The organism is Legionella stuttgartensis, from assembly GCF_977063405.2.
In genome coordinates, this window is sequence record NZ_CDRUHA020000011.1 from 191642 (window position 1) to 217965 (window position 26324).

The following is a 26324-nucleotide window of genomic DNA, read 5'->3' on the forward strand; positions in this document are numbered from 1 at the left end:
CTTATTCTTCATGCAATGGGATTGTGTGAAGTAAAGCAGGTTTATTGGGCAACTTACAGGAGTATCTATGTTTAAAATGATTTTAAAAAGAGCGTTAGTATTAAGTTTACCTGTATTAAGTATGAATGCGCACTCAGGGCCAAGCAAAGAGTTTTTAGCCAATCAATGCTATGAGCTTTCTCGAGTTGTGGTATCTTTAGCAGATAATCAGGAAAAAAAGATCTGCATCAATAAGCTTTATATGGCTTCCGTACAAATGAGGACCGCAGCCCTTTTAATTATAGAAAACTCTTCTGATGTAGCAAAAGAGATATTGAATAATGCTGTAGCAGCTTTGCAATATGCAGAACTACTCAGCTGCAAACAATACATTCAAATTGCACACTCAAAATTTGAAGCTCAGAAGATTAAAACATTATTGTAATGACGATACTCTTCAAGTGCTTATAAGGCCTTGGAGAGTTGTTAGGAGCTTTTAAGTGAGTTCATATTTAAAAATTGTATTTTTAGTTCTTGTTGTTTTTATTGCTGGCGTTGCGATTGGAGTTCATTTTCATCCATCAATTCATGAATTCATGGAAAAAATTTGGAATAAGCTAACTCGAGAACAAATATCAGAAGAAGTGCACTTTTGTCCTCCAGCGAGCATCGTCCAACAACATCAATACAACCCTGATGCATTTCAAGTAGGCAAATTATATTGGCAGATGGAGTACCAAGGCTGGAGAGCACCTGAGAGCATAGGCTTTATGCAAGCACTGATTAATTCAAATAATAATTTAGTGTGTTATTACCACTGGCCAAATCCAAAAGATAAAGGCACTTATTTATGGCTGACTATTCACTTATCACCATCAGTAAATCAAATTGTGAAGCCTTATGGCCCATATTGGACAATTCAAAAGAAAGAAATGCAATCAATATGTAGTTCAGGAATAAATGCCTGCGGTATTATTCTTTCAGAAAGTACCAAAAGGATCATCCCTCAAAAATAAAGCCATAGCCTGGGTGCCGCGCAGCGAAACCCGGGCTACAAACACCAATCATCCGATAACCCCTTGTTATTTCCCGCAGACTTAGTTATCATTTGCCACCAAGTCGGGGCGTAGCGCAGCCTGGTAGCGTACTAGCATGGGGTGCTAGTGGTCGAAGGTTCAAATCCTTCCGTCCCGACCATCAAATCCCCTTTATAATCAGTAAGTTGCATCTTCTTAGTTAAACCCCTTAAAAATAAAAAATTCTGCTGGGTGTACTTATGGGTGTACTTTTAAAATTTCGAAACATCACATCTCAAAACCTGTGGCAATGATCATAAACACAATTGACGTTATAAAATTACTACTAAGCTTATATTTTCATGTAAACTTAGAAGTAAAGATGCATAACCAGTTTATAATGAACATTGAGAACTATTAGGTACCTAATATGAATAAACAAAATATAAAGTTGCTATTTTTCTCATTTATTTTATTAATGGTTTTAGTTTTATTGCACTATTACTGGGTGATGATGGAATGGAAGGATATCATCATGACCGCTGCGGTGATTATTGGACCAATAGTTGCTGTTATTATTGCTCGCACTTTAGACGATGAAAAATTTTCCAAAGAAAGAAAACTTGAAATTTTTAGAGCACTCGTAAAAGATAGAAGCAATCCATTGTCTTATGATTTCGTAAATGCCTTTAATTTAATTCAAATTGAATTTTCGAAAGACAAGCAAGTTATTGATGCATGGAAATCTCTTTATAATAGCCGTCAGGAAGCGGGTCCTGCAAAAGATGATCATGAAGGCTGGGGTCGAAAAATTGCTGAATGGAATAGTAAAACAGATAGGTTATTATTTGAAATTGCTACAATTCTCGATATGAAGGTTAATCCCTTTGATATTCAAGCTAGCTATATCCCTGTTGCGTGGGGCAATGAACAACAATTGAACTCAGAAATTAGAGCTTTACTACTGAAGCTACTTAAAAATGAAATATCATTGCAGATCAAAAATAGTGAAAGTGTGAATACAATGGAAAATTTATCAGACGAGCTCAGAAATCAATGAGCAAGTGCAATCTTAATGGAGTGAAGCACAATCAAGTTTTTTTGCTGCTTCCCACTACGCTTGCTATTCATTCTTAAGTTAACCTACTATGACATCATATTTGTGACTCTTTCGAATTACCTGGAATTATATGAAAACTGTTTGTGTTTATTTGGGTGCTCAATTTGGTAATGATAATGAGTATAGTGATGCAGCAATTTTATTAGGTAGAAAAATAGCTGCTGATGGCTTTACACTAGTTTATGGTGGTTCAAGTTTAGGGATGATGGGACTTCTTGCTAATACTGTAAAAGAATATGGTGGAAGGGTAGTGGGGATAATTACTAATCATCTTATTCAACAAGAAAAACCGTTAAAATCCTTAGATGAATTACATATTGTAGATTCTATGCAGGAGCGTAAATCATTGATGCAAAAAATATCTGATATTTTTGTTGTGATGCCAGGTGGACTAGGAACTTTAGAAGAAGCAATTGAGACATGGAACGCAATAAAAATTGGAGAATTAACAAAACCCTTAGGTTTTTTAAATATTAAAGGATATTTTGATGGGCTATTTTCATTTGTGAATTCATGTGAGCAAGCTGGCTTTCTAACTGCTCAGGCAAGTAATATCCCTATTTCAAGATCTAATATTCCATTGCTTTGGAATGAAATGCTTGATCGATATAAAGCATGTCATTCTGTTTCTATTAGCTAGGTGTAAGATAATTAACCTATCTGAGCGTGCTGTTGATAGAAAAAAATCACTCTTCATTATGCTTCATTCTGATCTGTCGACAATGTTGACATAACATTTCACCATCCATGTAAGATTCTAAAAGACTAGCCACATCTACTGTTCCTCCGGAAACACAAGTATCATCATCATACTCTTCGTCGTTTTGGACCACACCTATACATCTTGGATTAAGTAGAGGCCAAATTTCATCTTCATATACTCTTTCTTGAGCCGGAGACAAATTATCAAAGGATTCTTCGCCTATGATTTTTCTACAAATACCCTGTGCTGCTTCATTATGGCTTAAATAGTCATTCTCTATTAAGTATTTTAAAACTTCTATTTGCTCCATTTTTTCATAAGGATCTTCGAACTCCATAATCTGCCCCTTGAATTAAAATATTATCTTCAGTATAGCCTTAATTTGGGTTATTAGAGGAACGACATAATTATGTTATGGTCAATGAAGTGCACAGGAGCAGAAAGCATGTCTAAATGGTTTATTAACTACTTGAGCATGTATAGGTAGGGCTTGGTTTGATACTAATTAAATTTCCTACAATCTCTTTAGTATTGGCATCAACTAATTGGTTATATGCATTAATTCTTAAAGCCAAAATACAGTTAGACAATTCTGTTTTAACATAAACCCAATCGTTTTTGCGAATGTATTGATTTGCTCTTAAAGTCCGTTTACGTTTCTTTTTATCTAAAGGGTCAAATAGTATAATTGATTCTTCATTTTCCATGTTTTTCGGTTCACTCATTGTTTCAATAGGGATTTCTAAATTTACGTCTGAAAGAAGCTGCTCTACTATCGATTTATATTCTTCCGGACAGATTATTTTATTAACATTATTGTTGGAAATTTTTATACGTCTACGTATTAATATCTCAAAGCAAGGATGTTTTTGTTCTAATGCTTCAATTAATGTTCTAGTATCACTCGTTTTATCTTTATCAGGGCTTGTTAAGAATTTACGACCTGAATTAAAAGGAAAAACAAAAAACTCCCTAAATGGTAAAATTTTTTCCGGCTTTATAACAAAACATACACAACCGTAATATGATTGCCCACCATAATTATACCAATTTGTATTTCCAAGAAATACATAATCCAAAAATCCATTTTTTGTTTCAGCTAAAACATCATTTCGATTCAGTTGGTTCAAGATATGAGGGTTATGGTAGTAATGTTTTCCAAATAGCATCGCCTTGGAGTATAGATAACCATCTTTTAAAATACTTTCCATAGATTCTATTGAAGTCCAATGATAGAGAGAATACAGATCTTTTCGCAGTAGTCGTTTTAATTGAGTTCTCACGTAATGAGTAGGAGTCGTCATAATAACTGCTATTAATGAATATTGAATTAATTATAGAATATAAAAATTTTATATTGCCTTAATATCCGCATATTAGCTTGAGGCTGATGAGCAATGGTGATACTGGAACAACCAGTTTGATCTAGCATTTAAAGATGAGATACTATGAGTAGTCCTCCGCAATTTATAGTGTCATCGAGGTAAATAATCTTATGGTTTTATCCAAGGTAGACCTTAGTAATGGCTAAACGTGAATGCCCAAGTTCCCGACTAATGATTTGCCGTGCCTGTTTGTCAATTTTCTTCTCGTTACTATTGAGTTCTTTAGTAGCTTTTCCGCCAGCTATCGGGCAGACTAATCCAATTTTTAAAGAATCAAATTCTTTAGTCAATTCGGAATATCTACGTTGAGCATAAGCATGACGCAGGCCATGCAATTTACAGACTCCCATTAATTTAGCTTGTTGTTGATAATGACCTAAATGTTGCTTATAGGTTCTTTTCGTAGGAATTAGTGACTCACCACGTCTTATCTGTTGCCAGACTTTTGATAGCCATTTCATTTGGTCTTTATTGGAAATTTTAAGCAATCGACCGATACCGCCTTTTGTCCAACTGGGTTTGATATGCAAACAATCGCCATGCCATGCTTCACTGACTATAAATTTCATGGATTCTTCCCTACGTAGGCCAAAAAGCATTTGTGCTTCCAGTGAAAGGCGTATGTGCGGATCGGTACATAAGTTTAAATCGATATGGTGGATGGCTTTATTTTGAGTAGGAATATAAGTGCGTTTATCAATTTGATAGGAGTCATTACCCGTTTTTACTAGTTTGGGTTTATCAAGAAAATAAGCGAGCTTACGCAGTTTGGACATATAATTCTTGATAGTTGCGGGACTCTTGCCCTGTTTTTTCCAATGCTCAACAAGAACATAAATATGTTTGGGCTTTAAGCCATTTAAATGACCAACTTTAAAACCCAATTCATGCAGGTCTTTCATGCAGCGATTAATCATATGTTTCATATCCGCCTTACTTGCATAGGAATAACCCTGCATCTGTCCAATTAATTGGTGTACTGAGTAAAGTGCACTGCGTAGTTTATTGCTCATTGAGATAACTCCAAAGTGTGGTACGGGATTTCAGACCCATTTCATCCATTATGAGTAAGGACAAACGGTAATGGGATATTTGAGATGATAGTTGTGAACTTAATTGTTGGGCATAAAGATAACGCCAGCATTTCTTACTGGGTAACTTTGAGGACTTCATCGCTTTTTGCCAGCTAAAACAGATAGCTCTATAACCATGAGTGGTAATAAGACATCCGTTTCCTTGGGTTAATGTATTAAAATCCTGTATAAGCTTTATTTGGGCTTCGGAGCGAATAGGAATCTTCCTATCCTTGCTGTTAAAAGTGATTTCTCGTGTCAGTAGTAATTCATGCTCTTGGATATGTACTCCTGGCAAAATGCGCATGGCTTCGCTCAAGGTCAAGCCAAAATGAATTTGAAAACCTAAAAGGATTTTGGCAATGGGATCATTGATCTTATCAAGCAAATCAGCAGAAGTTTTTCGAGTTTTCTTCTTAATTTTTTTAGTTTGCAAACCAAGGCTGAGATTATCAATCTTCTCAACATTATGACCCACATGACATAGAAATTTGCGGATGATGGTCATATAATTCATAAGAGTCGAAGGCTTAACCTTTTTCTTATGCCAATGTTGAATCAGGTGTTGCAAATGGATGGAAGTCAAACCCGGCCAATTGGATGGCGCAAGGCCAAGAACAAAGAGATCCTCAATCATCCTAAGAATAACAAAGCGACGGTATTTTTTGCCACGAGGGCTACCGCTATTATCATGATCCAGATACTGGCTTGCTATTTGTCTTAACGAGTGTTTGCGCATAATTTTATTCAATCAATCAATTTATTTGCCCTGTCTTTGGTTTAGTGTTAATCGAGCGATTCACTCAAAGAGGATATCCCGCTTGCGCTGCAAGGCTCGAAATGGTGGGACAAATCAAGGTTAATGATTATTGTGGTACAACGGTTTTTTAGTGGTTTATCTCCTTATTGTTTAAATACAAAAACGCACGGCAATCCAACAGCAGCTGCCGCTGATCCATGGTTAATAAAGAAGTGATTATTAACTTATCTACCCGATGGTAGCCTATCCTAGAACTACAGATTCCCGACTAGACGTCCAGCCACAGGTTAAGGGATGAGAGTGGCTTAGCATAAGACCCGAAGGTTTCGCCTGAGTTGCACAGGCTCATCAGTTATGCTTATGAAAAATCTAGCAAAGGCGAGATCTGGGGGCAATAGGTTTTGGAGGAATATTTTGTTCAATCCTGTGGTGCGGGATTGAATTTTTTTTGTTAATTGTTTGATTTTAAATTTGAATTTTTTGATTATTTCTCTGCGTCACTGCTGGGAAATTGCAGTGACGCAGAATACTATCTAATTACCAATCAAAATCTAAGAGGTATTATTTGCTAGTCTAACTCAACGACTGTTCCTGATTTATATATAGCTATGGCTGGAACCTCTTCGTCATCAAATTTGGGTTCCTTTCTAATAATTGAAAAAGTCAGATCCACATGCTGCATAGATTTTTTTGAAGCATAATTTCGTGCTTCATTTTCGTCATCAAATTCTTTTCTGAATTTAGTATTTTTCGGATCGGAATTAACTACATATATATTCATAATTGCCCCCATTATGGTGCTTTAAAAACAGTTAACAATTTTTTACCAATGAAAATATTATAGTCCAGCATTTTAGCTAAGTGATTTTTAGAGTCCGCACAGAAAGTGATTGCAAATTAATTTGTTGCCAAAAATATTATAAATAGTGTTATACTATACATAACACGGCCTGCTCCTCTACATTGAAAAATGCACGAGTGGGTTTTCTTTTTTATAAAGCCTAAAAAATGTCGCATTATAATAAACCTTATCTTACCTTTGAACAGCAACTTGAGTTATTAAAATCTCGTGGTTTGGGGGTAACCAATGACAAAGTGGCATTGGAGTATCTAGGTCGATTGGGCTACTATCGTTTAAGTGGTTATTGGTATCCCTGCCGCAAATTACTCCCTTTAGTAGAACAACAAACAAAATCTATAAGACCTCGGCGTTCAGATGAATTTTTGCCAGGTTCTCGATTTCAGGATGTTGTGGATTTGTATGTCTTTGATAAAAAGCTGCGCCTATTAATATTGGATGCAATTGAGAGAATAGAAGTTGCTTTCAGAGTGGACATAGCTTATTTGCTTGGTGAAAGAGACCCGTTTGCCTACACCAATCCTGATTTATTACATGGTCATTTTACTAAAAAAATTGATCCAAATACGGGTAAAACGAAGTATCAAGAATGGATTTCTAAACATGAGCAATTAATAAATCGCTCAAAAGAAGATTTTGTAGAGCACTACAAGGCAAAGTACGGTTTACCATTGCCGATATGGGTTGCTATTGAGTTATGGGACTTTGGTCTTTTGTCTGTATTTTATAAAGGAATGGCAGTTAAAGATAAGGCTATCATTGCTAACAAATATGACATTCCTGACTGGCAGATTATGGAGAGTTGGTTACGTTCTTTAAATTATGTCCGAAATGTTGCGGCGCACCACAGCCGTTTATGGAATAGAAACTTAATTGATCAGCCGAAGCTTGCAAAGCCAGGTGCAATGCTTGCTTTCGATTCATTCATTGATAATGTTCATATGACATCGAGAGTATATGTGGTTTTATGTATATTGGCGCATTACATGAAAATAATTTGCCCGCGATCAACATGGCAAATGCGTCTAGTGGAGCTGATACACTCCTTTCCAAATTCCAATTATGTAAGTATTCAAGATATGGGATTTCCAGCTGAATGGGAACAACATATATTCTGGAAGAATTGATTTTGTGGAGTGCATATAGACTTAGGCGGCTTTAACTACTTATGTGAACTCTCAAGCCAACTTTTTTTACCCAACCAACTTGCAGGATAAGGCCAAAGAGGCATGGTTTTTTTGGGTTTAACTAGCTGTTCTTGTAATCCATCCATGATCAGTGCAAAAAGTCTTTCATCAGGATCAATTTGCTGAAATTGGTTCCAGGCTTCGGATTTATAGCTAGGTAGGGGGTAGAGTTGCCAGAATTGTTCGAATTTTTGGTATAGATCTTTTAGGTTGCTGTTGGGCTGTGCTTTGAAAGCTGATTTTGATATACAGGCTGTTTTTTTGGGTTTCATTGATTTTAGGTTTTCTGGTGGTACTGGATGGTTCTGTTCTACTTGGTTCGGTGGATTTTTTTTAGTCTGAGATTCATTTTCAATGTCAACAGGCTCATATGGGTTAGCCAAAAGACATTTCACAATGAGGTTTTTTGTTGTTGAGCGAATTTCTATGATGCCTTGGCGTGCCAGGGATTTAATTACACGTTTCATTTGTTGGTGGCTAGGGCAGCCTGTTTTTACGCCCTTGATGGGGGCGACATAAAGTGTTTCTCTCAGTGACTGGTAGCTTATTTTTCGTTTAATGCCGACCATGAATGTTTTTCTGTCCATGTAGGGACGGATGCCCATGAGGTAGACAACTCTTTGCATGAGTGGGATTTCGCTGAGTGCGTCCAGTTCATATGTGGTGACGAATAAGAAATCCATTTTTACTCCTGTTTTAACCCTGTATTTTAATTTCAATTGATATCAAACGCTATCAATCGATGACATTTAGATAACCAAGATGCATTAAACTTGATTCATTCTAGGAAATTGGATAAGAGTGTCAATAGGTGAAGTGAGCTTGATAGTAAATGATATTCAATGAACCTTATATTTTTTTTTACTTAGAGGTTTTTGCACTTGAAGCCAGTTCATTTTTGTTCAAAATTTTTAAAAATTAATTTTCCTCGCGCGCATAAAACACACAAAATAAAATATCTGGAGTTATGAGGTGGATCGGCCTGGAGAGTTTCACTTTGTCGGGTTTTTAGATTCGACAGGTTTTTTCACCATGCCAGTACTGTATCTTGCTATGTCGGGTTTGTGCCGGGATGATGTGTCGGGTTAAGGTCGGCCTTGTTTTGGGCGGATTTAGGCTCATTGATTTGGGGAGTTAAAAACAATTGTGGTGAAAGTTTAGTTTAATGGTCATCTATTGATGATGTTTATTTAAATCGGAGTGTTTGTCAAAGGTTTTTTCTACCTGTTATTGATTGAATATATATGAAGTTATTTTCAAATTGTGACAAATTGTCACTGTTCAATTTAATCAAAATCAGACAAAGTCTAACCAAATTTAAATAAATGGTAAGATTATGTCTGATTTTGAGATGGAAGATAAATTGTAAATAAATTAGAAGTTATACGTAAAGATTTAATCGAATCGGCCTGGGCTTTTTGCGTTTGGCATTCACAAATAATCTGCTTCTTTTAAAATTTGAATAGAAATTCTTTTGTTCAGCTTGGGTCTTGGTCTGTGTCTGTTCTATAATGTAAATCCGTAACACTTGTTCGGTATTTTCATTCATGTTAGTTATCTCATCTCCGCATTTTTCCCATTTACTGACAGCGGTGTGCGATTCATGAACCACTGTTTTGCCAAATTCTCGAAGGGTCATGGAAAAATAGGAGCGAATGAATTTAACTTGATTGCCAGTTAATCTCTCTTCTTGAATGGCCAATTTTTTAATAATTTCATTGGCAATGTATTGGACATCAATTTTTGGAAGCCATTCATCATTGAACCGAACCATTTCTACGTTCCCTAATTCGATAGGAAAACCAAGTCCCTCATATAGGACGTTAGGTTCTATTTTAGTTTCCATGGTTTTTTCCTTGATTACATTGCACATAGTAATAATAGGCGTCACAATGGTTTCTGTAAACTTAGTTTACATTCATTTAAAATAATTAAAACTTGTATATAAAAGAGCATATGTTCCATTTTGGAACCTATGTATTTTTTGATTGCTGTGTATGAAAAGTTATTAGTATGTTTGATTTTGAACCATTTACAAAATGGAAACAGTTGCTCATTTTTCAGTTATTTCCATTTTGGAAACATCTGCTCAGGATGTTATAAGCAATATTTGCCATCCCTTTTTCTAATTACCTTATTAAAATGGAGGTGGCAATATACCTCTACCCTTAATCTAACATTGATCATAACTGTTAAATTCAGTTGGTGACAAAATGTCACCAACTGAATAAATATTTAATGTTGGGATTCATTTATTAAATCTAATCCTTTTGTAGTTAAGCGATATTTTTGCAATCGGCTGTTGGGTATGTCTGGAATAGTCATTTCTATCATTCCAAGTGTTATAAGTTGTTTAATTTGCTTATTTAGTTCACCAGAAACGGTTTCATGACCTAAGGCACGAGCAATTTGTAATTTGCCAATTTCTTCATTTTGTAATATCAAAATGACTCTAGCCGCAAGTTTTGACTCTAGCCGTGACTCTAGCCGTGACTCTAATTGTTCATCCCTTTTATCGAAAATAGTGTCAATTGGTATAGCTTGTGCAAGGTATATTATAAAGCGTATTCGCATCCCAATTTCTATAATTTCGGGTTCTTGTAATTTTTGTTCTATAGCTTCGGAGTAGATACGACTTACGCCACTTCCCCATTGTTCAATTAAATTAAGTTCACGAAAAACTCTGGCAATGACATGATTTCTAATTTTTGATATACCCTGTCGCATATCTTCAATTGTTAGTCCTGGCAAAAGAATTCCAGGGTGTTCTATTTCTATACGGTCGTCAAAAAAGGAAATTCGAATTGGCGCACCACGTTGAGAGTAGTCAGTATGAACAAGTGCATTGATAACAGCTTCGCGCAACATAAGAAGAGGGATACTCCAAATATCTTTTCTTTGTACTGCTGAAAAATCAGCGCCACGTAAAGCGTGCTTTTTCAAAAACATCATGATGCTCTCAACTGCATTGGGAAGATAGTCATAGATATCAACATGATCGAAAATACGGGATTTGTCTTTACCAATGAAACGGCCACATTGTACCCAGGCATCAGGAAAATATGTATTGCGTTCTTTTCCAAATAACAATATCGCGCCTTTTGTTGGAACTAATTTTCCTTGATGAGAAGTGATGAGCTTTAAAGTCAGGAGGTTTTTTTCATTCAGCGATTTAATATCTGAAAATAGTTCTTGAGCTTTCGTTATATCAACATCATCGACAGAAAGCTCAGGCATGGGCATTTCATCAAAATTTACTCCTTCTGAGCGACGGTGTAATTCTGTGATAAGCTCTTGATCTGCTTGACGATTTGTGGAACCTAGTCGGACATAAATACCTTGTGTTGATCCCTCTGAATTGATCCAATGAGGTCCTGTATTGCTGACAAATACTTCAATTACCAGCAGTGTTTTATTATTTAGTGTTACCAATTCAATACTAGGTATAAGGCGTGGTGAGATAGAATCAGCAATCAGATTACATAGACGTTCCTCTTCGTCTAATGGATGCTCAACACCTGTTATTTGTCTATCATCATTGCCCCCAATAATCAGGTGACCGCCAGCTGTATTTGCAAAAGCAACGATAGATTTAAGTAGTGATTTTGGTGATGATAAATCTCTTTTAAACTCGAGTGTTTTTCCTGCTTGTTGTGTAATTAGATTTTTTATCATAAATTTTTATCCAATCGTAATTTCTGCTTTGTTTAATGCATCTTTGCAATATACAGCTAATTTGGGGGAGTCTGATTCTATAAGTTGCTTAATACGTTCTTCCCACCGAATAAGGGCTTCCTTTCTTTGAGGCAGCATTTCATTCTTATTATAAGTAGCCATGATCTTTGGCATCTTATGCCCTAAACATTTTTCAATCACCACTGGATCAACATGTAACGCTTCACCAAGCTGAGTTGCAAAGGTTCGTCTTAAATCATGTGCTGTCCAGTGAGGGATGCCTACACGTGATTGTATTCTGATTACCGCTCTTGGCATAGCTCGGTCAGATAATATACTTTGGTCGTCTGCGCCTGTAATGACGTATTCTGAATTGCTGTGGGCTTTGAGTTCTCTCAATACCTTTTTAGTCATTTCTGTGAGGTGGATTCTCATGACTATGTTAGTTTTGGTATTTTCGGCAGGGATAGTCCATAAGGAGTTTTCAAAGTCGAATTCTGACCATTTGGCTACTCGGATTTCTCCTGTTTTAACTCCTGTTAGCAGGATGATTTTCAGGGCTGCTCTGATCTGGAAAGAAGTGCCATGTTCTTCACTGTCTAGGAATTGCCATAGGGTTTTTACTTCATCGAGGGTTAAATAGCGTTCTCTGGGTTTTTCTATACCGCCTATGTCTCTGGCTCGTATGGTCATTGCAGGGTTTAGCAGCATTTCTCCTCGGCTTACAGCATAGTTGAAGGCTTGCTTTAGTGTGCTCAGTACTTTATTGGCATGTACGGGTGAACCGCGACCAACGATTTTATCGAGAGCTTGAGTTATTTCCCTCGTTTTTAAGTGTTCGAGTTTTTTATTACCTAATAAGGGAATAATATCTCCCTTGATGTGCTGCCAGACTTGCAGAGGCTGGGCGCGGTGTTTTTCGATGTAGTTGGTGTACCAGTTGAGTATCAGTTTTTTTACTGTGCTTTGGTCTTTCTGTTTTTGTTCTTCAATGTGCTCTTTGGGATTAACTTCGCCATGACGCATATCGCTTAAATCGATAAAACGTTTCTTGGCTTCCGATAAGCTCATAGCTGGGTAGTGGCCTATAGTAAGGAAATGTCTTTGGCCGTTAATTTTATAACGGTATAACCAAGTTTTTAACCCTTTGGGGGTGACACGGATGCCAAAGCCTCCGTCTCTGAATTCTTCATAACGAGCAGATCTTGGTTTTAGGGATCGAATATATGCGTCTGTAAAGTTTCTTTCCATCATTGCACCACTTAAAAATTAGGTGTACTTCTAGGTGTACTTTCGTGAGTTCTCACATGAAATCATTTGATATTTTTTGAAGTATATCAGATGATAAAAATTAATAAAATACAATGAGTTAATGATACTTTTTGATATCAAATGATACCGTTTGAAAACGGTCTTTTTAAGAATGGGGTGCTAGTGGTCGAAGGTTCAAATCCTTCCGTCCCGACCATCAATTCTCCTTTTAAATCAGTAAGTTGAGTCTTCTCGGTGCGGAGTGGGAGTTTGTTCATCAAAACAGCCTCTTTGTTAATAATAAAGAGTAGTTTCTTCTAAGATTTTAAGCATGATACTTTTGAAAAACGGGAATAGGTGGTTTGAAATACCTATACCCGGCTAACGCCTAATACGGGCTAATTATCTTAATCGCCTGAATAATACTTTTACTGACGGGGTTACTGTGTTTTTCAGGTCGATACACCAGGCAAATATCATCTCTGAATACAGGTGCGCCTTCCAGTTTTTTAAGATTCGGGTATTGCAAGGCAACCCTGGAAGGTAAAATGCCATACCCCAGGCCTATCGCCGTTAATTTGGCTGCAACTTCCAGATTGGAGGAACTGAGCACTCCGCTAAAATGGATTGTGCTGTTCATGTTTTTCAGTATGTACTGCGACTGAGCAAGGTTTTTATCATAAATCAGTTTATCTTGTGCTGTATCAGTATAAAAAACAGTAACTTCATCGGTACATAGCTTGGTAATCACCAGATCAGGATACTCTATGGGATTCACAATAATGCCAAAATCAGCCTCCCAACTGATCACTTTTTCCATCATCTCTCTTGAAAGACCATGAATGAAATTAAAATCAAGTTTGGGAAAATCATGCTGTAACTTTGGTAAAAAATACTCAAGTGTGTACAAGGCAACAGAGGGGTGGACGGCAATGGTATAGCTACCCTGCACCATGCCTGATTCAGGATGAGCCAGGTTCTGCGCATGCTCCCATTCATACATCAGTCTATGAGCACGCTTTTTAAACTCTTCACCTAATTTAGTTAGTTGAATGCCATTTTTAAGGCGGATAAGCAGTTGCCCACCTAACCTGTCTTCCAAACGCTTGACCGCATAACTAAAGGCAGGTTGTGAGATACCCACAATTTCAGAAGCCCGGGTCATGTTCAGGGTTTCACTCACCGTAATGAAGTATTTGATATCAGTCAATAATAAAGACATTAGAGCTTTCAATAACATAAGACATAAATAAAACTTATCACATCAATAAAAATAAGTCATTTTATTTATTTCTTTGGACTGGGTAATATTTTATCAAGTGATGCAATTAGTCCAAGATAAAGGTGCAAAAAAGTGAACAATCCAACATACAATTTGATGTCCCCAGATAATGATATAAGCAGTGATTTTGTGATTGAAATGGCAAAAAGGATATTGGCTGAAGTCATGATTTTCCGCCGTGTTCCTGAAGCTATAACTTCATGCCGCGATTTGAGATGCTCTGATTGCAGCGCTCACCACTTACCCAAAATAATTTCTGCCGTGACTCAGAATAAACCGGTTACTTTTGTATTACCGGCTTTTCCTGGCAAGTCGCCTAACCCTGAAAAGGTACTGGGGCACCTACCCGATCTGGCTGAACGCCTTTCCCTGCGTTTTCTCGGCAACCTGTGTCAGCGTATCAAAAAAATATACATTCCTGGCATTAAAATCATTCTTTGCTCCGATGGACGAGTATTCAGTGATGTGGTGGGCATGGTAGAAGAACACGTGAGTGCCTACCAACATGAGTTGGATAAACTGATAGCAGAACTGGCCCTGACAGACGTGAGCATCTTTAATCTTGACGATTTTTACCAAGGGTTGAATTTTGTCCAAATGCGCGAAGAGCTCATGAAGCATTATGGAAATTCTGCAGAATCTAAAGCAGAAAATTCGCAACGGCACAAAACTTTTGGCAAGTGCTGATGAACAGGAAGCCATTCGCATGTATCGCGGCATCACCCGTTTTTTGTTTGAGGATGCTATGCACCAGAACCAAACCAAAAGCCGCACTGCTATTCAAAAAGAGTCTCGTCATAAGGCTTGTGAAGTGATTAGAAGAAGTAATGCCTGGAGCCATTTAATTGAAAAGCATGTCCCTGACGCGGTGCGATTATCGATACATCCACAAATCTGCGGTGCCAAAAAACTGGGGATTCGTCTGGTAGGAAATGAAAGCTGGAGGACGCCATGGCATGGTGTCGCTGTTGAAAGCAAAAAGGGATACATCCTTCTCAAACGCTCTGAAGCAGAGGCTTTGGGGGCTCGTTTGATTCACAGCAAAGACGGACGGCAAAGCCATTACAGTTTACTAGGATAATATTTACAGGCTACAAACACAAAATTAATTCAATCCCAATTAGCTGAGGTGTAACATGATCTATAAAATAAACCGCATGAAACCATTTGGTGTGCTCATCGAACCTGTAAGCCATACTACTCATATCAATGATCTGGATATAGAGGAGTTACGTCAGTTATTTTGGCAAGAGCAACTCTTGTTATTAAGAGGCTTTGCAACTTTTCAAAACGCTGATGGCTTTGCCGATTATTGTGAGCGCTGGGGTGAAATCAGTATTTGGCCTTTTGGGAAAGTATTGGAACTCATAGAACAGGAACACCCCGAAGACCATATTTTTGATAATAACTATGTTCCTCTGCATTGGGACGGTATGTATCGCCCCCAGGTTCCGGAATATCAAATATTCCATTGCGTTAAAGCCCCTATTACTGGGCAAGGAGGAAGAACTACGTTTTCAAACACTGTTCTGGCCTTAAAACAAGCCGCTGCTGAGACCAAAAATCTATGGAATAAAGTAACAGGCATCTATCAAAGAAAAATGGAATTTTACAATAGTAAAACAGTATCGCCTATTATCACCAGGCACCCGCGAAAAGACATACAGGTCATTCGTTACAATGAACCACCCTCTCAAGAGAAAGGTCATTTTCTTAATCCTCCCGACCTTGAATTTTCCGGCATCAGTGATGAAGAGTCAGTGCATTTTCATGCCAGTTTACAAAAAGCGCTCTATGCTCCTGATACCTTCTACGCTCACAAATGGCAAACGAGTGATGTTGTCATTGCCGATAATTTTTCACTCTTGCACGGCAGAGAAGGATTCACCTCCAAATCCCCTCGCCATATTCAACGGGTGCATGTTTTAAGTAACCCTCCTTTTGATAATCCCGGACTGGAATCCTACCAATGAACGTAAATGTTACAGACATAGTTATTGTGGGCGCGGGCCCTGTTGGCCTCATGTGTGCTTATCTGGGGCAGCTTTGCGGTTTACGAACTCTTATTGTAGACAAGACCGAAGCCCCATTGGAAACAGGCAGAGCAGATGCATTCAACGCACGCAGTTTACAACTACTTGAAGTGGCTGATTTATTTGTCGATCTCTATCCTTTAGGAAAAACCTGCAACACCAGTTCGGTCTGGGCTGATGGGCAATTTGTTTCCCGTCAGTCTTCATGGTGGGAGGCACTGGAAGGCTGTCTGCATCCCCATTTTCTCATGCTTGGTCAATCGTATATTGAAAAGCTGTTGGATGAGCAACTAAAAACGATGGGAGCTGCAGTGAAACGCTGTACTGCTGTGGCGCATATAGAACTTAATGAAGAAGGTTGTCTCACCACTTTGGACGATGGCACGCAAATTCAATCACGTTATTTAATTGGTGCTGATGGTTCCCGATCGTTTGTCCGCGATCACTTTCACATCCCTTTTGAAATCATCCGGCCACAAATTGTATGGGCAGTTATAGATGGGATTATCGATACCGACTTTGCAAAGGTTCCTGAAATCATCGTCTTTCAGGCGGAATCCTCCGATGTAGCCTGGATTCCCAGAGAAGGTGACATTGACCGCTTTTATGTTCGTATGGACATCAAAGAATTTACCCTCGAAGACGCGCTGGGCAAAATTAATCGGGCACTGCAACCGTATACTTTAAGCTTTAAACAGATTACCTGGTTTTCCCAATTTTCCGTTAAGGAGTCAGTAGCGGAAGAATTCTTCATTCACGATCGCGTTTTTCTTGCAGGAGATGCCTGCCATATCCATTCGGTAAATGGCGGTCAAGGCCTTAACACCGGACTTGGTGATGCCTTTAACCTGATGTGGAAACTGCACAGAGTCATGCGTTGCAACGCTCCGGAAGAACTGCTACAAAGCTATACAAAAGAACGCCGACCTGTGGCACAAAGTGTTATCACCAGTTCAGGCGAGCTCGTCCGCTCCACCAAATATTCCCCTACAGGAACCCATGCCCAGGATTATGTAAAGATTGTTGAAAAGCGTGCCGGGAATATTACTGGAATGGGAATTCGTTATGGGGATGAAGGACTTGAGGGTACGCGTCTCTTTGATATGGATCTGTTTCACGGCAACAAGAAAACCCGGCTTTATTCACTTTTGGATTATACGAAATATACTCTGCTCCTCTTTGGTCATTGTGAATGTATGCCCCCAGCTCAAGATACGGTTCAAGTCATTCAGATTTATCTGGAACCCTGTACGGATGATTTATGGACACATGCAACTCACTATAAAAATCAGGCCATATTAGTCAGACCTGACTCATACATTCAATCAATCACTTCCCTGGACAGCAAGGAGTATAACCAATGAACAGACCTGTTATTATAGTGAACCCTATATCTTCAGGAATAGAATTAGCTCCTGCATTTAAAGCACGCGGAATACCAGTAATAGCCATAACACTTCACTCCCTGGAATGGGCAGGCTTTGGTACCAACATTCAACATGCGGACTTTAACGAAATTATTCCCATCCAACCCAATCTTGCAGAACGACTTAAGGATTATGATCCTCTTGCTATTATTCCTGGCGATGAAGAAGGCGTCCCCCTTGCAGAATCTTTGGCAGCGACGTTGACACCCCAATTTGCCAATGATCCCGCAAAAGCAATGAACCGATTACATAAAGCACTGATGCAAAAATCATTACATGATGCAGGTATACCGGCTTTGAAAACACTAAATACTGCATCTGAGAAAGAAGTGGAGGCCTGGTTTAAAACCAATAGCCTTACTGACTCATCGTTTATCATCAAGCCGCCAATCTCAGCGGGCAGTGACAAGGTCTTCCATATATCCACCAAAGGAGATTGGCAAAAGGCCTTTCATCAGGTATTGACCGAACCATCGAAACTTACCGGAAAAATGAATGACACAGTAGTCGTCCAGGAAGAAGCCATAGGTACAGAATATGCCGTGGGTACTGTAAGTGCAAATGGTTCCCACTATCTGACCCATTTAATTAAATACAATAAGACTTCTTTTAATGGCCGTAAAACCGTATACGATCACGTCGAATTTATAGCCTTTGATGAAGAAGCACATGGGGATTTATTCGCTTACACAAAAGATGCACTTGATGCTTTGGGCATTCGCTGGGGAGCTGCTCATACTGAAATTATCCTCACAGAGCATGGCCCTCGCCTGATAGAAACAGGTGCCAGAATGTGTGGCGGCCCCGTTGTTGGCTTTGCCCGTGAAGCCACTGGCAGTAGCCAGGCAGACAAATTGGTTGAGATTTATGTTGATGGTAACGTTGCTACCAAAGAATACGTATTCAAAAAAACGGTTGTACCTGTTTTTTTGAAGTCCTCAGCAGCAGGAACCTTAACCAATATGGAAGCTTTTGCAGACCTTGCCACCTTACCGACCTTCTTTAAAAAATATATTTGGTTTAAAAATGGCGATGTTGTGCCTCAAACTATAGATTACCTTACAAACTTGGGAATAGTCGCACTAGCTGGCGATCGCCAGGCTATTTTCAATGATTATCAAAAAATTCGTCAAATGGAATCCGAGTTGATGATTTTGTAAGTTCACTATGGTCTTGATTGCTATTTCGATCCCGTATTACGCTTCGCTAATACGGGCTACAACGTACCCCAGAGTTTATTAGGTGATGAGATCAATGAATTGATGACAAATATGCGGCTCAGACAGAGATTCTCTGAGCATTTCATCCAAGGCTTGAGTTATCTCACGAGTTTTTAAGTGCTCCAGTTTCTTATTGCCCAATAGGGGAATGATATCTACTTTGATATGTTGCCCAGAGGTTGGGCGCGGTGTTTTTCAATGTGGTTGGTATACCAATGGAGTACCAGATTTTTTACTGTGCTTTGGTCTTTCTGTTTTTGCTCTTCAATATGCCCCTTGGGGTTCACTTCTCTATGGCGAATGTCGCTTAAATCAATAAAACGTTTGTTGGCTTCGGATAAACTCATAGCAGGGTAGTGGCCTATGGTGATGAAATGCCTTTGGCCGTTGATTTTATAACGGTATAGAAATGTTTTTAGCCCTTTGGGTGTGATTCGAATATCAAAACTGCCATCTCTGAATTATTCATAACGAGCAGATCTTGGTTTTAGCGATCGAATATAGGCGTCTGTAAATTGTCTTTCCATCATGGCACCACTTAAAAAATTAGGTGTACTTTCGTGAGGTTCTCACATGAAATCATTTGATATTTTTTGAAGTATATAGATAAAAATTAATAAAATACAATAAGTTAATGATTCTTTTAATATCAATTGATACTGTTTGAAAAGGCATTTTTTAAGAATGGGGTGCTAGTGGTCGAAGGTTCAAATCCTTCCGTCCCGACCAATTCCAGTAAGGGTTTTATACGATTTCCAAACCCCGTCAGAAGTATTTGGTGCCAGTTTTGGTACCGAGCGTAAAATGGTACCAAAACCAACTAATAAAAACTGACCTAACTGTATTCTATAAATTTTTATAACTATTATTGACTATGACGCACGTGAGAGAGTACAAATGTTAGCTGATTACCTACGCTCAGTACATTAGCAATTTGCTTCACCATAAAATCTTACCTATTCAATCGGCTATAAACATTTTCCAAGTCTGGCGGTAATTCATATCGTACTGGTTCTGATTTTAGCCATTTATTACTGAAAAAACTTAAATTTGATGTTACAAATTCATAAGCATTAGATACTGCCTTTTTACTGAGGTCATAAATTCCCGAGGGGGTAGTGAGTTGTATCATACTATCAATAAAAATCGCATGGAAAATCGACTGCGCATCCGGCTTCTCATTTTCTCTTAATAAGCGTTCCATACTGTTTTGAGCGGCATTGATAAACAGAATATAAAATACTCCTAAACCAATAGATGAGAAACTTTCATCTAGTAAATTAACAATAAGAGACATGGTATTAGTAGTTACTAAGAGCCCGGCTATATATCGAGTTAATTGCACGTATACCGCATTTTGGAATGCAATTTTAATTCTGCTACTCTCAAGTTCAGATATAAGTCTGTAGGTATTAAATAGAAATAATAAGTCATGCTCTTCTTTTAACGAGTTACTGATTAGTTCATTTAGTGTTTGATTATAGGTTGCCATATTATCACGCCCAAAGAGGATATCCAAAATTCTTTGTCGTGGAGGGGGGTGCCTCAAAAAATTTGCCTTATATTCACTTATAAATTGACGATTAGGCAAAACTCTAAGAGCTGGAACAGTTTGATCTTCATTATTTCTATTATCAATCAAAGCAAATAGGTCTTGGATACGAGTTTCTGGTGGATTATTGGTTATTTCCCCTCTGAAACTTCTCAATTGCCAATTGAATTTGTTTTCTGTATCAATCTTAGCAAGAACATCATTATCATCAATAAGAGTATTAATATCATTGCTTGTCAGCAACTTGCTTACTAAATCATCATTAGTAACATTTTCGTGAGAGCCTGAGATTTTACTTGATAATTTAAGTGCATAATACGGGCCTTTTCGCCTTGATAAAGGGCAAGAAGAAAGCTTTCTCAGCGTTTCCTCATCACTAATATAGAAGTAAATGTCTTTTTCCTTCTTATTCTGCTTAGGAACTTTTATTAAAAGAGCATTTTCTTTGGTTAGTGGTTCGAAAGATATTGGGCATTTATTAGTGTATGGCATAGATAATTTCTTCTTATTAAAATTTTCAGAATTCTTAGTTAATTTCTTTACTCGAAGTCTCTCTATCTCTATAGAGCTCATGTGAAGCAATCATTAGAGGAAATTTTAAATCCTTCCTCATTACAATGATTAAATGTAGTTATACTGCTGCTGTTGTGTAATCGTATATTCCTCTTCTTCATCGCTGTAATACGATTGGATTTCTGTAGGCTGGTTATGTCTATCCTTTTCTTTGTAATAAGCTCTTTCCAGCAAACGAAATTGCTCACGTTCAACTTCTAATCTTGTTTGATCGCTCTGAGACTCTCTATGGCGTTCATTATTTTTTTTGTTTTTTGTAGAAGCATATAAATTCATCTGACCCAACATAGTTTGAGTGCTATCTGGGCAAGCCTCTGCTTCTTGTTGCAATTCAAATTTAGCTTCTAGAAACAATTCCTTCCATGCTACCAGGGCTTCTTTCATAAGAGGGATGCGATCGATAGCGTCTAATTTTGATAGACTACTGATAATTTCAGTGGCAGCTAGATGTGACCGAGAGCCTAACTTCCAAATTCCCGCGCGCAAAGCTGAATCATGGCTTAAGGCTAAAAGATACAAGAGATCAACTCCATTATACTTGTTTAACGAAGTTAACTTATGGTGCGCTATGAAATCTATAAAATCTTGCCCTAAGATTATGTCTTGTCTTGTCGGAGAAAACGTGTATTGCGAAGAAAAAATAATAGGGGCAACAGCCTGATAATGAGCACTTTTTTCCGCTGATTTTATATCTAGAGGAAATGAATGAGATGTCAATTCATCAATGGAATTTGTCACATGGATCTGGGCATTTTTTTTATAGTAAAAAGGCATATGTTTTCCTTTTAAAAAGTTTGTGTGCATTAGCATAAATACTTATTTGCCAATAGTAATTTACAATCAGATAGAATTAAAATAGAACATTTGTATATAGGTATATAATATTTTTATATTCTTAATGCATGATCTATGAAAGCGCATGCGGTTTTTCAAAAGGTTTCGCACGTGTAGGGATAAGCAAAGGTTGGGTCATTTTAACACACCAGGCTTTCCACGCTACAAATGGGGTCAGGTCTTGAATTTTTAAGATAAAGATTCCTTATAAGTCTCAAATTGCGATTCAAAATTCAAGCCCTGACCCCGAAGTAGATTTTCAGTTGGCTTCTTTGTAAAAAAGTTAATTTGGACTTGGGAGTGGTCAAAACATTTGTTTTTCCAAGGGAAGAAACTCTTTATTGATGGCCCTATTTGCTGAAAAGGTGATGAGGATAAACCACTTCGGATATAAGAAGTGGTAGTTCGCAACTTCTGTTTGAGAAGAGTTGGGCCGGAATGAACCGGCCATTTTATAGTTTTAGGACCGGTTACAAGGAAGACTCTTGAGGTTTTTCACTTAGAATATAAACACATTAGGTGGTTTAGGTTTCTTCCAGAAAAATGTAAGAGTTGGGGAATCTTTGCAAAGATAAGTGGGTTTGAGAATTCACTATTTTTGAAATTAATTTTTTCAAATTTGGAAATTTTGGGTAATACAAAATATTAGTGATAAGACATCGACTATTTTTTTGTACGCTTTGGTTTAACTATTTTTATTGACCCCCGACCGGGATCTTGGTTAAAAAAGGGTCCTGTTCAATTTTTAACCCCTATTAATACCAAACTGTAATGGTATTATCTGTTGTGACCTGGACAAATCAAAAACGCCATAGCGATTAATATTTTCCCTGCAATATGCTGATAAAATCGATAATCATCTTTACTATATTTGACTTCTTCAGGAGAAAGCTGGTTCATAACCAATGGGGCCAGGCCTTGAATTTAATGGTTTTTATTGGTTTATAGTCTGCATTGCAAGACTCAAGGCCGGACCCTATATGTGCGCAGTTATTTCAGGAGGAGCAAGGTGGTAGTCTACAATAATAGTGTCGCAAAAATCACCCACATCATCTGCAAGAGTAGTACAGTCTTCCTGTAATGTATCTTGTGTTTTGTAAAGGCCAAAAGATAAAAGTCCTAAACAAGTTGCCGGAATGCCAAAAGCAGAGAGAAATCCTGCTAAAGTATCAGTAAAATACATGCCAGTAAGAAAACCGAAATACCATGCACCAAATGCAGCACCTATAGCTAGACAAATACTGATAGCAAGTAAATAAAAGCAAGCCATTGCAATCTTATAATTGACTAATGCTTGATTTTTTTCATTAGGTAAATTACTTGGTAATTTTAGTGCTTCCCGTTGTAAGTGTTGACAGTCTTTTAACAAAGAGTTCAACGTGTCTTCGCCAGGATTTTTTTTCATGGCGGCAGTTAGACGTAACAGATTCTCAGTTTGAGCGATGATAGCATACAGTGTCTTTTGCGCTTCTTCATCTTGCATCAGAGTATGTAATTTCTGACATTTGGTGACAATGCGTGCTCCATGATCTAGGTAGGCTTCTTTTATAATATTATTTTGGTTATATTGATTATTGAAAAACCATTTTTTTGCCAGAGTAGCACGTATTTTTTTTGATGTAGTCATTAAAAATCAATCCTTGAATAAATAATGCAGAACAGTAAGCATTATATTAAATACCGAAGTAATTTACTTGATCGAGCATGCGCAAACAAGGGTTTTTCAAATGCTAAATATATATTTCTCTTCAATAAAAATAATCGTTTCTCTTTTTATTTTGGTAAGCAAAATTTGTGTTTTCACAAAATGGAAACCTTGTTCGAGGCTACGCTGGTTTAAGAAGTTTATTAAAAATCCAGAATGGATATTGTAATGCTTCTATGCTTGCTATAAAGTCACTTAAGATTTTTATATGATAATTGAAGGAGTTAGGAATGCAAGATAAGAAAGATGTTGGTTTCTTTGCGGCTGTTGTGGAAGGAGTCACTGTGCTTTCTGAATTAAATGCAATTAGAGTATTTTGCAATAATTCAGAAACTTTTAAAACGATGCAGAAAGATTCATTTTCAGGAGATTCTCAACGTAAACAAGAGTTTATTAAGTCAATAAAAGAAGCTCATACGTTTTCTGATATGCTTCCAATTATCGATAAATTTAATCCAGGTATGGAAAATGAATCTATGGCTGTTAAAGCATTATTCAAAACAGTTGTGTTTTTTGGTAGTTATGTTAATAGCGATGCAGATTTTGTATATCACTTACCAACATTGAAAAATGAAATTATTAATTACGCGGTTGAGAATGGTTATGATTTAAAATACCAACAAGACACCTCTCATGGAATTTAATTAAAACTATAAGTCTTAAATCAAAGCATCATTTACAAATCGAAATGAGTTCAACATTCATCGCATAATAATACTTATGCGATGAAATAACTTGGCAAGCCCGTAAGGAGCGAAGCGGATTATGGGATTATTCCCCAAAACAAATGGGGGCAGGCCTTGAATTTTGAATCTGAAGTTTTTATTAGTCTCATAGTTGCACTTCAAAATTCAAGCCCTGACCCCGAAGTACTACAGGGAAAAGGAAAGATCTAGCCCTATTAATCTTACGAGAAAAAGGTTGTTATCAAAAAGGACTCGTAGAATTTAGATATTGAGTAAGTTAGCAGCATTTAAGTAACTTATTTTCATTTTATCTTCATCGTCCAATTGCACAGAATCGAACCATTGGCTTGCTTTTAAATTATCTTCGTAAGGGTAGTCAACTGAAAACATGATTCTATCTGCACTAACTGTAGAAATTGCATGCATCAAGGACGGAGTATCAAAAAAACCACTTGTTGTTAGGAATATATTAGTATTTAGATACTCTGTAATTGTTTTTTTACATTCTAATTTTTCACGCCAACCTTCTTCTTTTAGTCGATGATCAAGTCGCCAAGCCCAAAATGCAAGCATTTCCCCCATGTGTCCAATGATAATTTTAAGGTTTGGATACCTATCAAAAAGTCCTGATAGCATTAAGCGCAAAACATGTTCGGCTGTTTCAATATGAAATCCCCATGTTGAGCCATGTAATGCTGCGTAGGGTGAATAGGTCGCTACTCTTTCTTCAGGAATCCCTCTGGGGTGTATATAAACGGGGATGTTATTGACATGAATGTATCCCCAAAATTCGTCAAAAGCCTTTTCATCCAGGTATTTTGCTGGTGTATAGCTACTGCTATCGTATCCATTAATTAGGCAGCCAACGATTTCTTGAGCACCATGAATGCGTTCAAGCTCTTTGATGGCAAGCTCTGGGGCATAAGTGGGGACGCAGGCAAAGGCACGAAATCTATTTGGGGATCGAGTAACACAGTCTATTAAGTAGTCATTCCACTTTTGGGCGCACGATTCTAATTGCGATGCTAGGGCTAATGACTGCAATCCTGGAGTCGTTACAGAAATCACTGATAAATCGATTCCCGCTTCATCCATACTTTCAAGTCTTAGCTTATGTACATCTTTTAAAAGAGCTAAATTTTGATTAAATTCGAAATGACTTTTGTGCTCCAAAATTAAGTCTCGACCAGGAACAACAATCGCTTCTTCTAAAGCAATCCTTTTCATTTTTAACCTATTCCATCCGTTAATATAGATAAGTCTAGTATATTATTCATGGAATGTTGGATCTTAGTTTAGAAAGAATGGGTCAGGCGTTGAATTTTGAATTGTAAGAATCTTTAACTTCAAAATTCAAGGCCTGCCCCCGAAGTACACTCTGTATATGCATTAAGTTAATCTCTAAAAACAGCTATATGAAATGGGCGAGCTGCAGGCGTGCCATCTGGATTATAGGTATGCACTTGCATCTGCAAGGGATCTTCCATTAAGCCTACAGTGATTAGTCCAGGCGAGACTTTCTCATACATTGAACTACCGATTGTGCCTGCAAAGTTTGTTTTTGCTTCCTCTTGTAATTTAATTTTCCAGGTAATAATGTATTTATTAACACCGTCAAAATCGCACTTATCTATCATATACCCACGTGCAATTGTACCATCGGCATTGATCACACAAGCTAATCTATTTTCAAATTTATCCATTAATGCCTCCTGTGTATTTAGTTACTGTATAACTGTAGAGTATTTTTTCAAAAAATGAAAAGTTAGTGCCAAATTTGAAAATCTCATAAAAGAGTTGATATTTAGTTAGTAAAAATGAACTAATTTAAAAGAAAATAGTAAAAATATTTTTTGCAATTATCTAAAATTTATACGCCTTTCGATTTTATTAGGCATATTAACAGGTACTGTGGGTTCATTATTGCAACTGGTAATCCATTGGTCAGATAATGCTTTAATCAGCTGGTTTAATTTTGCAGAGTCAAAAGGTTTAGATATAGAT

27 protein-coding genes and 1 tRNA gene are annotated in these 26324 nt (G+C 37.4%); 12 read left to right on the top strand and 16 right to left on the bottom strand.

All coding sequences use genetic code 11. The features are described 5' to 3' along the window. The first annotated feature begins 67 nt into the window (after positions 1 to 67). The 5 genes from ACWTEW_RS03140 to ACWTEW_RS03160 all read left to right on the top strand — a co-directional run bounded on the left by ACWTEW_RS03140 (position 68) and on the right by ACWTEW_RS03160 (position 2755). Complete coding sequence (locus tag ACWTEW_RS03140; protein ID WP_454780306.1) at positions 68 to 424, top strand: hypothetical protein; 357 nt, start codon at positions 68 to 70, stop codon at positions 422 to 424. A gap of 55 nt (positions 425 to 479) precedes the next feature. Then, positions 480 to 995, top strand: coding sequence for a hypothetical protein (locus ACWTEW_RS03145; RefSeq protein ID WP_454780307.1), 516 nt, complete (start codon positions 480 to 482; stop codon positions 993 to 995). A 104-nt stretch (positions 996 to 1099) separates the two neighbouring features. Beyond that, positions 1100 to 1176: transfer RNA gene (locus ACWTEW_RS03150), tRNA-Pro, on the top strand. A gap of 249 nt (positions 1177 to 1425) precedes the next feature. Further along, positions 1426 to 2055: a DUF6680 family protein gene (locus ACWTEW_RS03155; protein ID WP_454780308.1), complete on the top strand. Its 630-nt coding sequence runs from the start codon at positions 1426 to 1428 to the stop codon at positions 2053 to 2055. Between the two features lie 130 nt (positions 2056 to 2185). After that, positions 2186 to 2755: an LOG family protein gene (locus ACWTEW_RS03160; RefSeq protein WP_454780309.1), complete on the top strand. Its 570-nt coding sequence runs from the start codon at positions 2186 to 2188 to the stop codon at positions 2753 to 2755. A gap of 46 nt (positions 2756 to 2801) precedes the next feature. On the opposite strand, the gene ACWTEW_RS03165 is transcribed toward ACWTEW_RS03160, so the two are convergent. The 5 genes from ACWTEW_RS03165 to ACWTEW_RS03185 form a co-directional block, all read right to left on the bottom strand. Next, the gene (locus ACWTEW_RS03165) at positions 2802 to 3155 is read right to left on the bottom strand and encodes a hypothetical protein (protein ID WP_454780310.1); all 354 of its coding nucleotides are present in this window, start codon (positions 3153 to 3155) and stop codon (positions 2802 to 2804) included. A gap of 124 nt (positions 3156 to 3279) precedes the next feature. Further along, positions 3280 to 4122: a hypothetical protein gene (locus ACWTEW_RS03170; RefSeq protein WP_483099557.1), complete on the bottom strand. Its 843-nt coding sequence runs from the start codon at positions 4120 to 4122 to the stop codon at positions 3280 to 3282. Positions 4123 to 4319: 197 nt separating this feature from the next. Beyond that, positions 4320 to 5216: a phage integrase N-terminal domain-containing protein gene (locus tag ACWTEW_RS03175; RefSeq protein ID WP_454780312.1), complete on the bottom strand. Its 897-nt coding sequence runs from the start codon at positions 5214 to 5216 to the stop codon at positions 4320 to 4322. Further along, positions 5206 to 6015 (bottom strand): phage integrase N-terminal domain-containing protein, encoded by an 810-nt coding sequence (locus tag ACWTEW_RS03180; protein ID WP_454780313.1) that lies wholly within the window; start codon positions 6013 to 6015, stop codon positions 5206 to 5208. Before ACWTEW_RS03180 ends, ACWTEW_RS03175 begins: the two co-directional genes overlap by 11 nt. Before the next feature lie 589 nt (positions 6016 to 6604). After that, positions 6605 to 6817: a hypothetical protein gene (locus tag ACWTEW_RS03185; protein ID WP_454780314.1), complete on the bottom strand. Its 213-nt coding sequence runs from the start codon at positions 6815 to 6817 to the stop codon at positions 6605 to 6607. Positions 6818 to 7044: 227 nt separating this feature from the next. Between ACWTEW_RS03185 and ACWTEW_RS03190 the strand changes: the two genes are divergently transcribed. Next, positions 7045 to 8022, top strand: a complete 978-nt coding sequence (locus tag ACWTEW_RS03190; protein WP_265657354.1) for an Abi family protein — start codon at positions 7045 to 7047, stop codon at positions 8020 to 8022. Between the two features lie 35 nt (positions 8023 to 8057). Here ACWTEW_RS03190 and ACWTEW_RS03195 read toward each other — a convergent pair whose 3' ends face one another. From ACWTEW_RS03195 to ACWTEW_RS03215, 5 genes are all read right to left on the bottom strand, one after another. Continuing rightward, positions 8058 to 8765 (bottom strand): Vir protein, encoded by a 708-nt coding sequence (locus tag ACWTEW_RS03195; protein WP_454780315.1) that lies wholly within the window; start codon positions 8763 to 8765, stop codon positions 8058 to 8060. A 698-nt stretch (positions 8766 to 9463) separates the two neighbouring features. After that, positions 9464 to 9928, bottom strand: coding sequence for a hypothetical protein (locus ACWTEW_RS03200; protein ID WP_454780316.1), 465 nt, complete (start codon positions 9926 to 9928; stop codon positions 9464 to 9466). A gap of 389 nt (positions 9929 to 10317) precedes the next feature. Further along, positions 10318 to 11757, bottom strand: coding sequence for an ATP-binding protein (locus tag ACWTEW_RS03205; protein ID WP_454780317.1), 1440 nt, complete (start codon positions 11755 to 11757; stop codon positions 10318 to 10320). Positions 11758 to 11763: 6 nt separating this feature from the next. Beyond that, a complete protein-coding gene (locus tag ACWTEW_RS03210; protein ID WP_454780318.1) occupies positions 11764 to 13011 on the bottom strand; it encodes a tyrosine-type recombinase/integrase in 1248 nt (415 codons plus the stop codon). 385 nt (positions 13012 to 13396) lie between these two features. After that, a complete protein-coding gene (locus ACWTEW_RS03215; protein ID WP_454780319.1) occupies positions 13397 to 14230 on the bottom strand; it encodes a LysR family transcriptional regulator in 834 nt (277 codons plus the stop codon). 132 nt (positions 14231 to 14362) lie between these two features. Here ACWTEW_RS03215 and ACWTEW_RS03220 point away from each other — a divergent pair, with 132 nt between their 5' ends. The 5 genes from ACWTEW_RS03220 to ACWTEW_RS03240 are packed head-to-tail and all read left to right on the top strand — an operon-like array spanning position 14363 to position 18910. Then, positions 14363 to 14977 carry an L-tyrosine/L-tryptophan isonitrile synthase family protein gene (locus tag ACWTEW_RS03220; RefSeq protein ID WP_454780320.1) on the top strand — a complete coding sequence of 205 codons (615 nt, stop codon included), beginning with the start codon at positions 14363 to 14365 and terminating at the stop codon, positions 14975 to 14977. A 19-nt stretch (positions 14978 to 14996) separates the two neighbouring features. Continuing rightward, a complete protein-coding gene (locus ACWTEW_RS03225) occupies positions 14997 to 15371 on the top strand; it encodes an L-tyrosine/L-tryptophan isonitrile synthase family protein (protein ID WP_454780725.1) in 375 nt (124 codons plus the stop codon). Positions 15372 to 15426: 55 nt separating this feature from the next. After that, positions 15427 to 16263, top strand: coding sequence for a TauD/TfdA dioxygenase family protein (locus ACWTEW_RS03230; protein WP_454780321.1), 837 nt, complete (start codon positions 15427 to 15429; stop codon positions 16261 to 16263). After that, a complete protein-coding gene (locus ACWTEW_RS03235; protein ID WP_454780322.1) occupies positions 16260 to 17687 on the top strand; it encodes an FAD-binding protein in 1428 nt (475 codons plus the stop codon). Before ACWTEW_RS03230 ends, ACWTEW_RS03235 begins: the two co-directional genes overlap by 4 nt. Next, on the top strand, positions 17684 to 18910 hold the full coding sequence (locus ACWTEW_RS03240; RefSeq protein ID WP_454780323.1) for an ATP-grasp domain-containing protein: 1227 nt from the start codon (positions 17684 to 17686) through the stop codon (positions 18908 to 18910). The genes ACWTEW_RS03235 and ACWTEW_RS03240 overlap by 4 nt, the downstream gene beginning before the upstream one ends. A gap of 215 nt (positions 18911 to 19125) precedes the next feature. Here the strand turns inward: ACWTEW_RS03240 and ACWTEW_RS03245 are convergent, their stop codons facing one another. The 4 genes from ACWTEW_RS03245 to ACWTEW_RS03260 form a co-directional block, all read right to left on the bottom strand. After that, positions 19126 to 19410: an Arm DNA-binding domain-containing protein gene (locus ACWTEW_RS03245; protein WP_454780726.1), complete on the bottom strand. Its 285-nt coding sequence runs from the start codon at positions 19408 to 19410 to the stop codon at positions 19126 to 19128. Positions 19411 to 19922: 512 nt separating this feature from the next. Beyond that, entirely contained in the window at positions 19923 to 21095 is a 1173-nt protein-coding gene (locus tag ACWTEW_RS03250) for a hypothetical protein (protein ID WP_454780324.1), read from the bottom strand. Between the two features lie 48 nt (positions 21096 to 21143). Then, positions 21144 to 21869: a hypothetical protein gene (locus ACWTEW_RS03255; RefSeq protein WP_454780325.1), complete on the bottom strand. Its 726-nt coding sequence runs from the start codon at positions 21867 to 21869 to the stop codon at positions 21144 to 21146. Between the two features lie 1036 nt (positions 21870 to 22905). After that, positions 22906 to 23556 carry a hypothetical protein gene (locus ACWTEW_RS03260; protein ID WP_454780326.1) on the bottom strand — a complete coding sequence of 217 codons (651 nt, stop codon included), beginning with the start codon at positions 23554 to 23556 and terminating at the stop codon, positions 22906 to 22908. 308 nt (positions 23557 to 23864) lie between these two features. Here ACWTEW_RS03260 and ACWTEW_RS03265 point away from each other — a divergent pair, with 308 nt between their 5' ends. Then, a complete protein-coding gene (locus tag ACWTEW_RS03265) occupies positions 23865 to 24278 on the top strand; it encodes a hypothetical protein (RefSeq protein ID WP_454780327.1) in 414 nt (137 codons plus the stop codon). 303 nt (positions 24279 to 24581) lie between these two features. On the opposite strand, the gene ACWTEW_RS03270 is transcribed toward ACWTEW_RS03265, so the two are convergent. Together ACWTEW_RS03270 and ACWTEW_RS03275 are read right to left on the bottom strand one after the other, a co-directional pair. After that, a complete protein-coding gene (locus ACWTEW_RS03270) occupies positions 24582 to 25547 on the bottom strand; it encodes an amidohydrolase family protein (protein ID WP_454780328.1) in 966 nt (321 codons plus the stop codon). Between the two features lie 167 nt (positions 25548 to 25714). After that, positions 25715 to 26023, bottom strand: a complete 309-nt coding sequence (locus tag ACWTEW_RS03275) for a hypothetical protein (protein WP_454780329.1) — start codon at positions 26021 to 26023, stop codon at positions 25715 to 25717. Between the last annotated feature and the right edge of the window lie 301 nt (positions 26024 to 26324).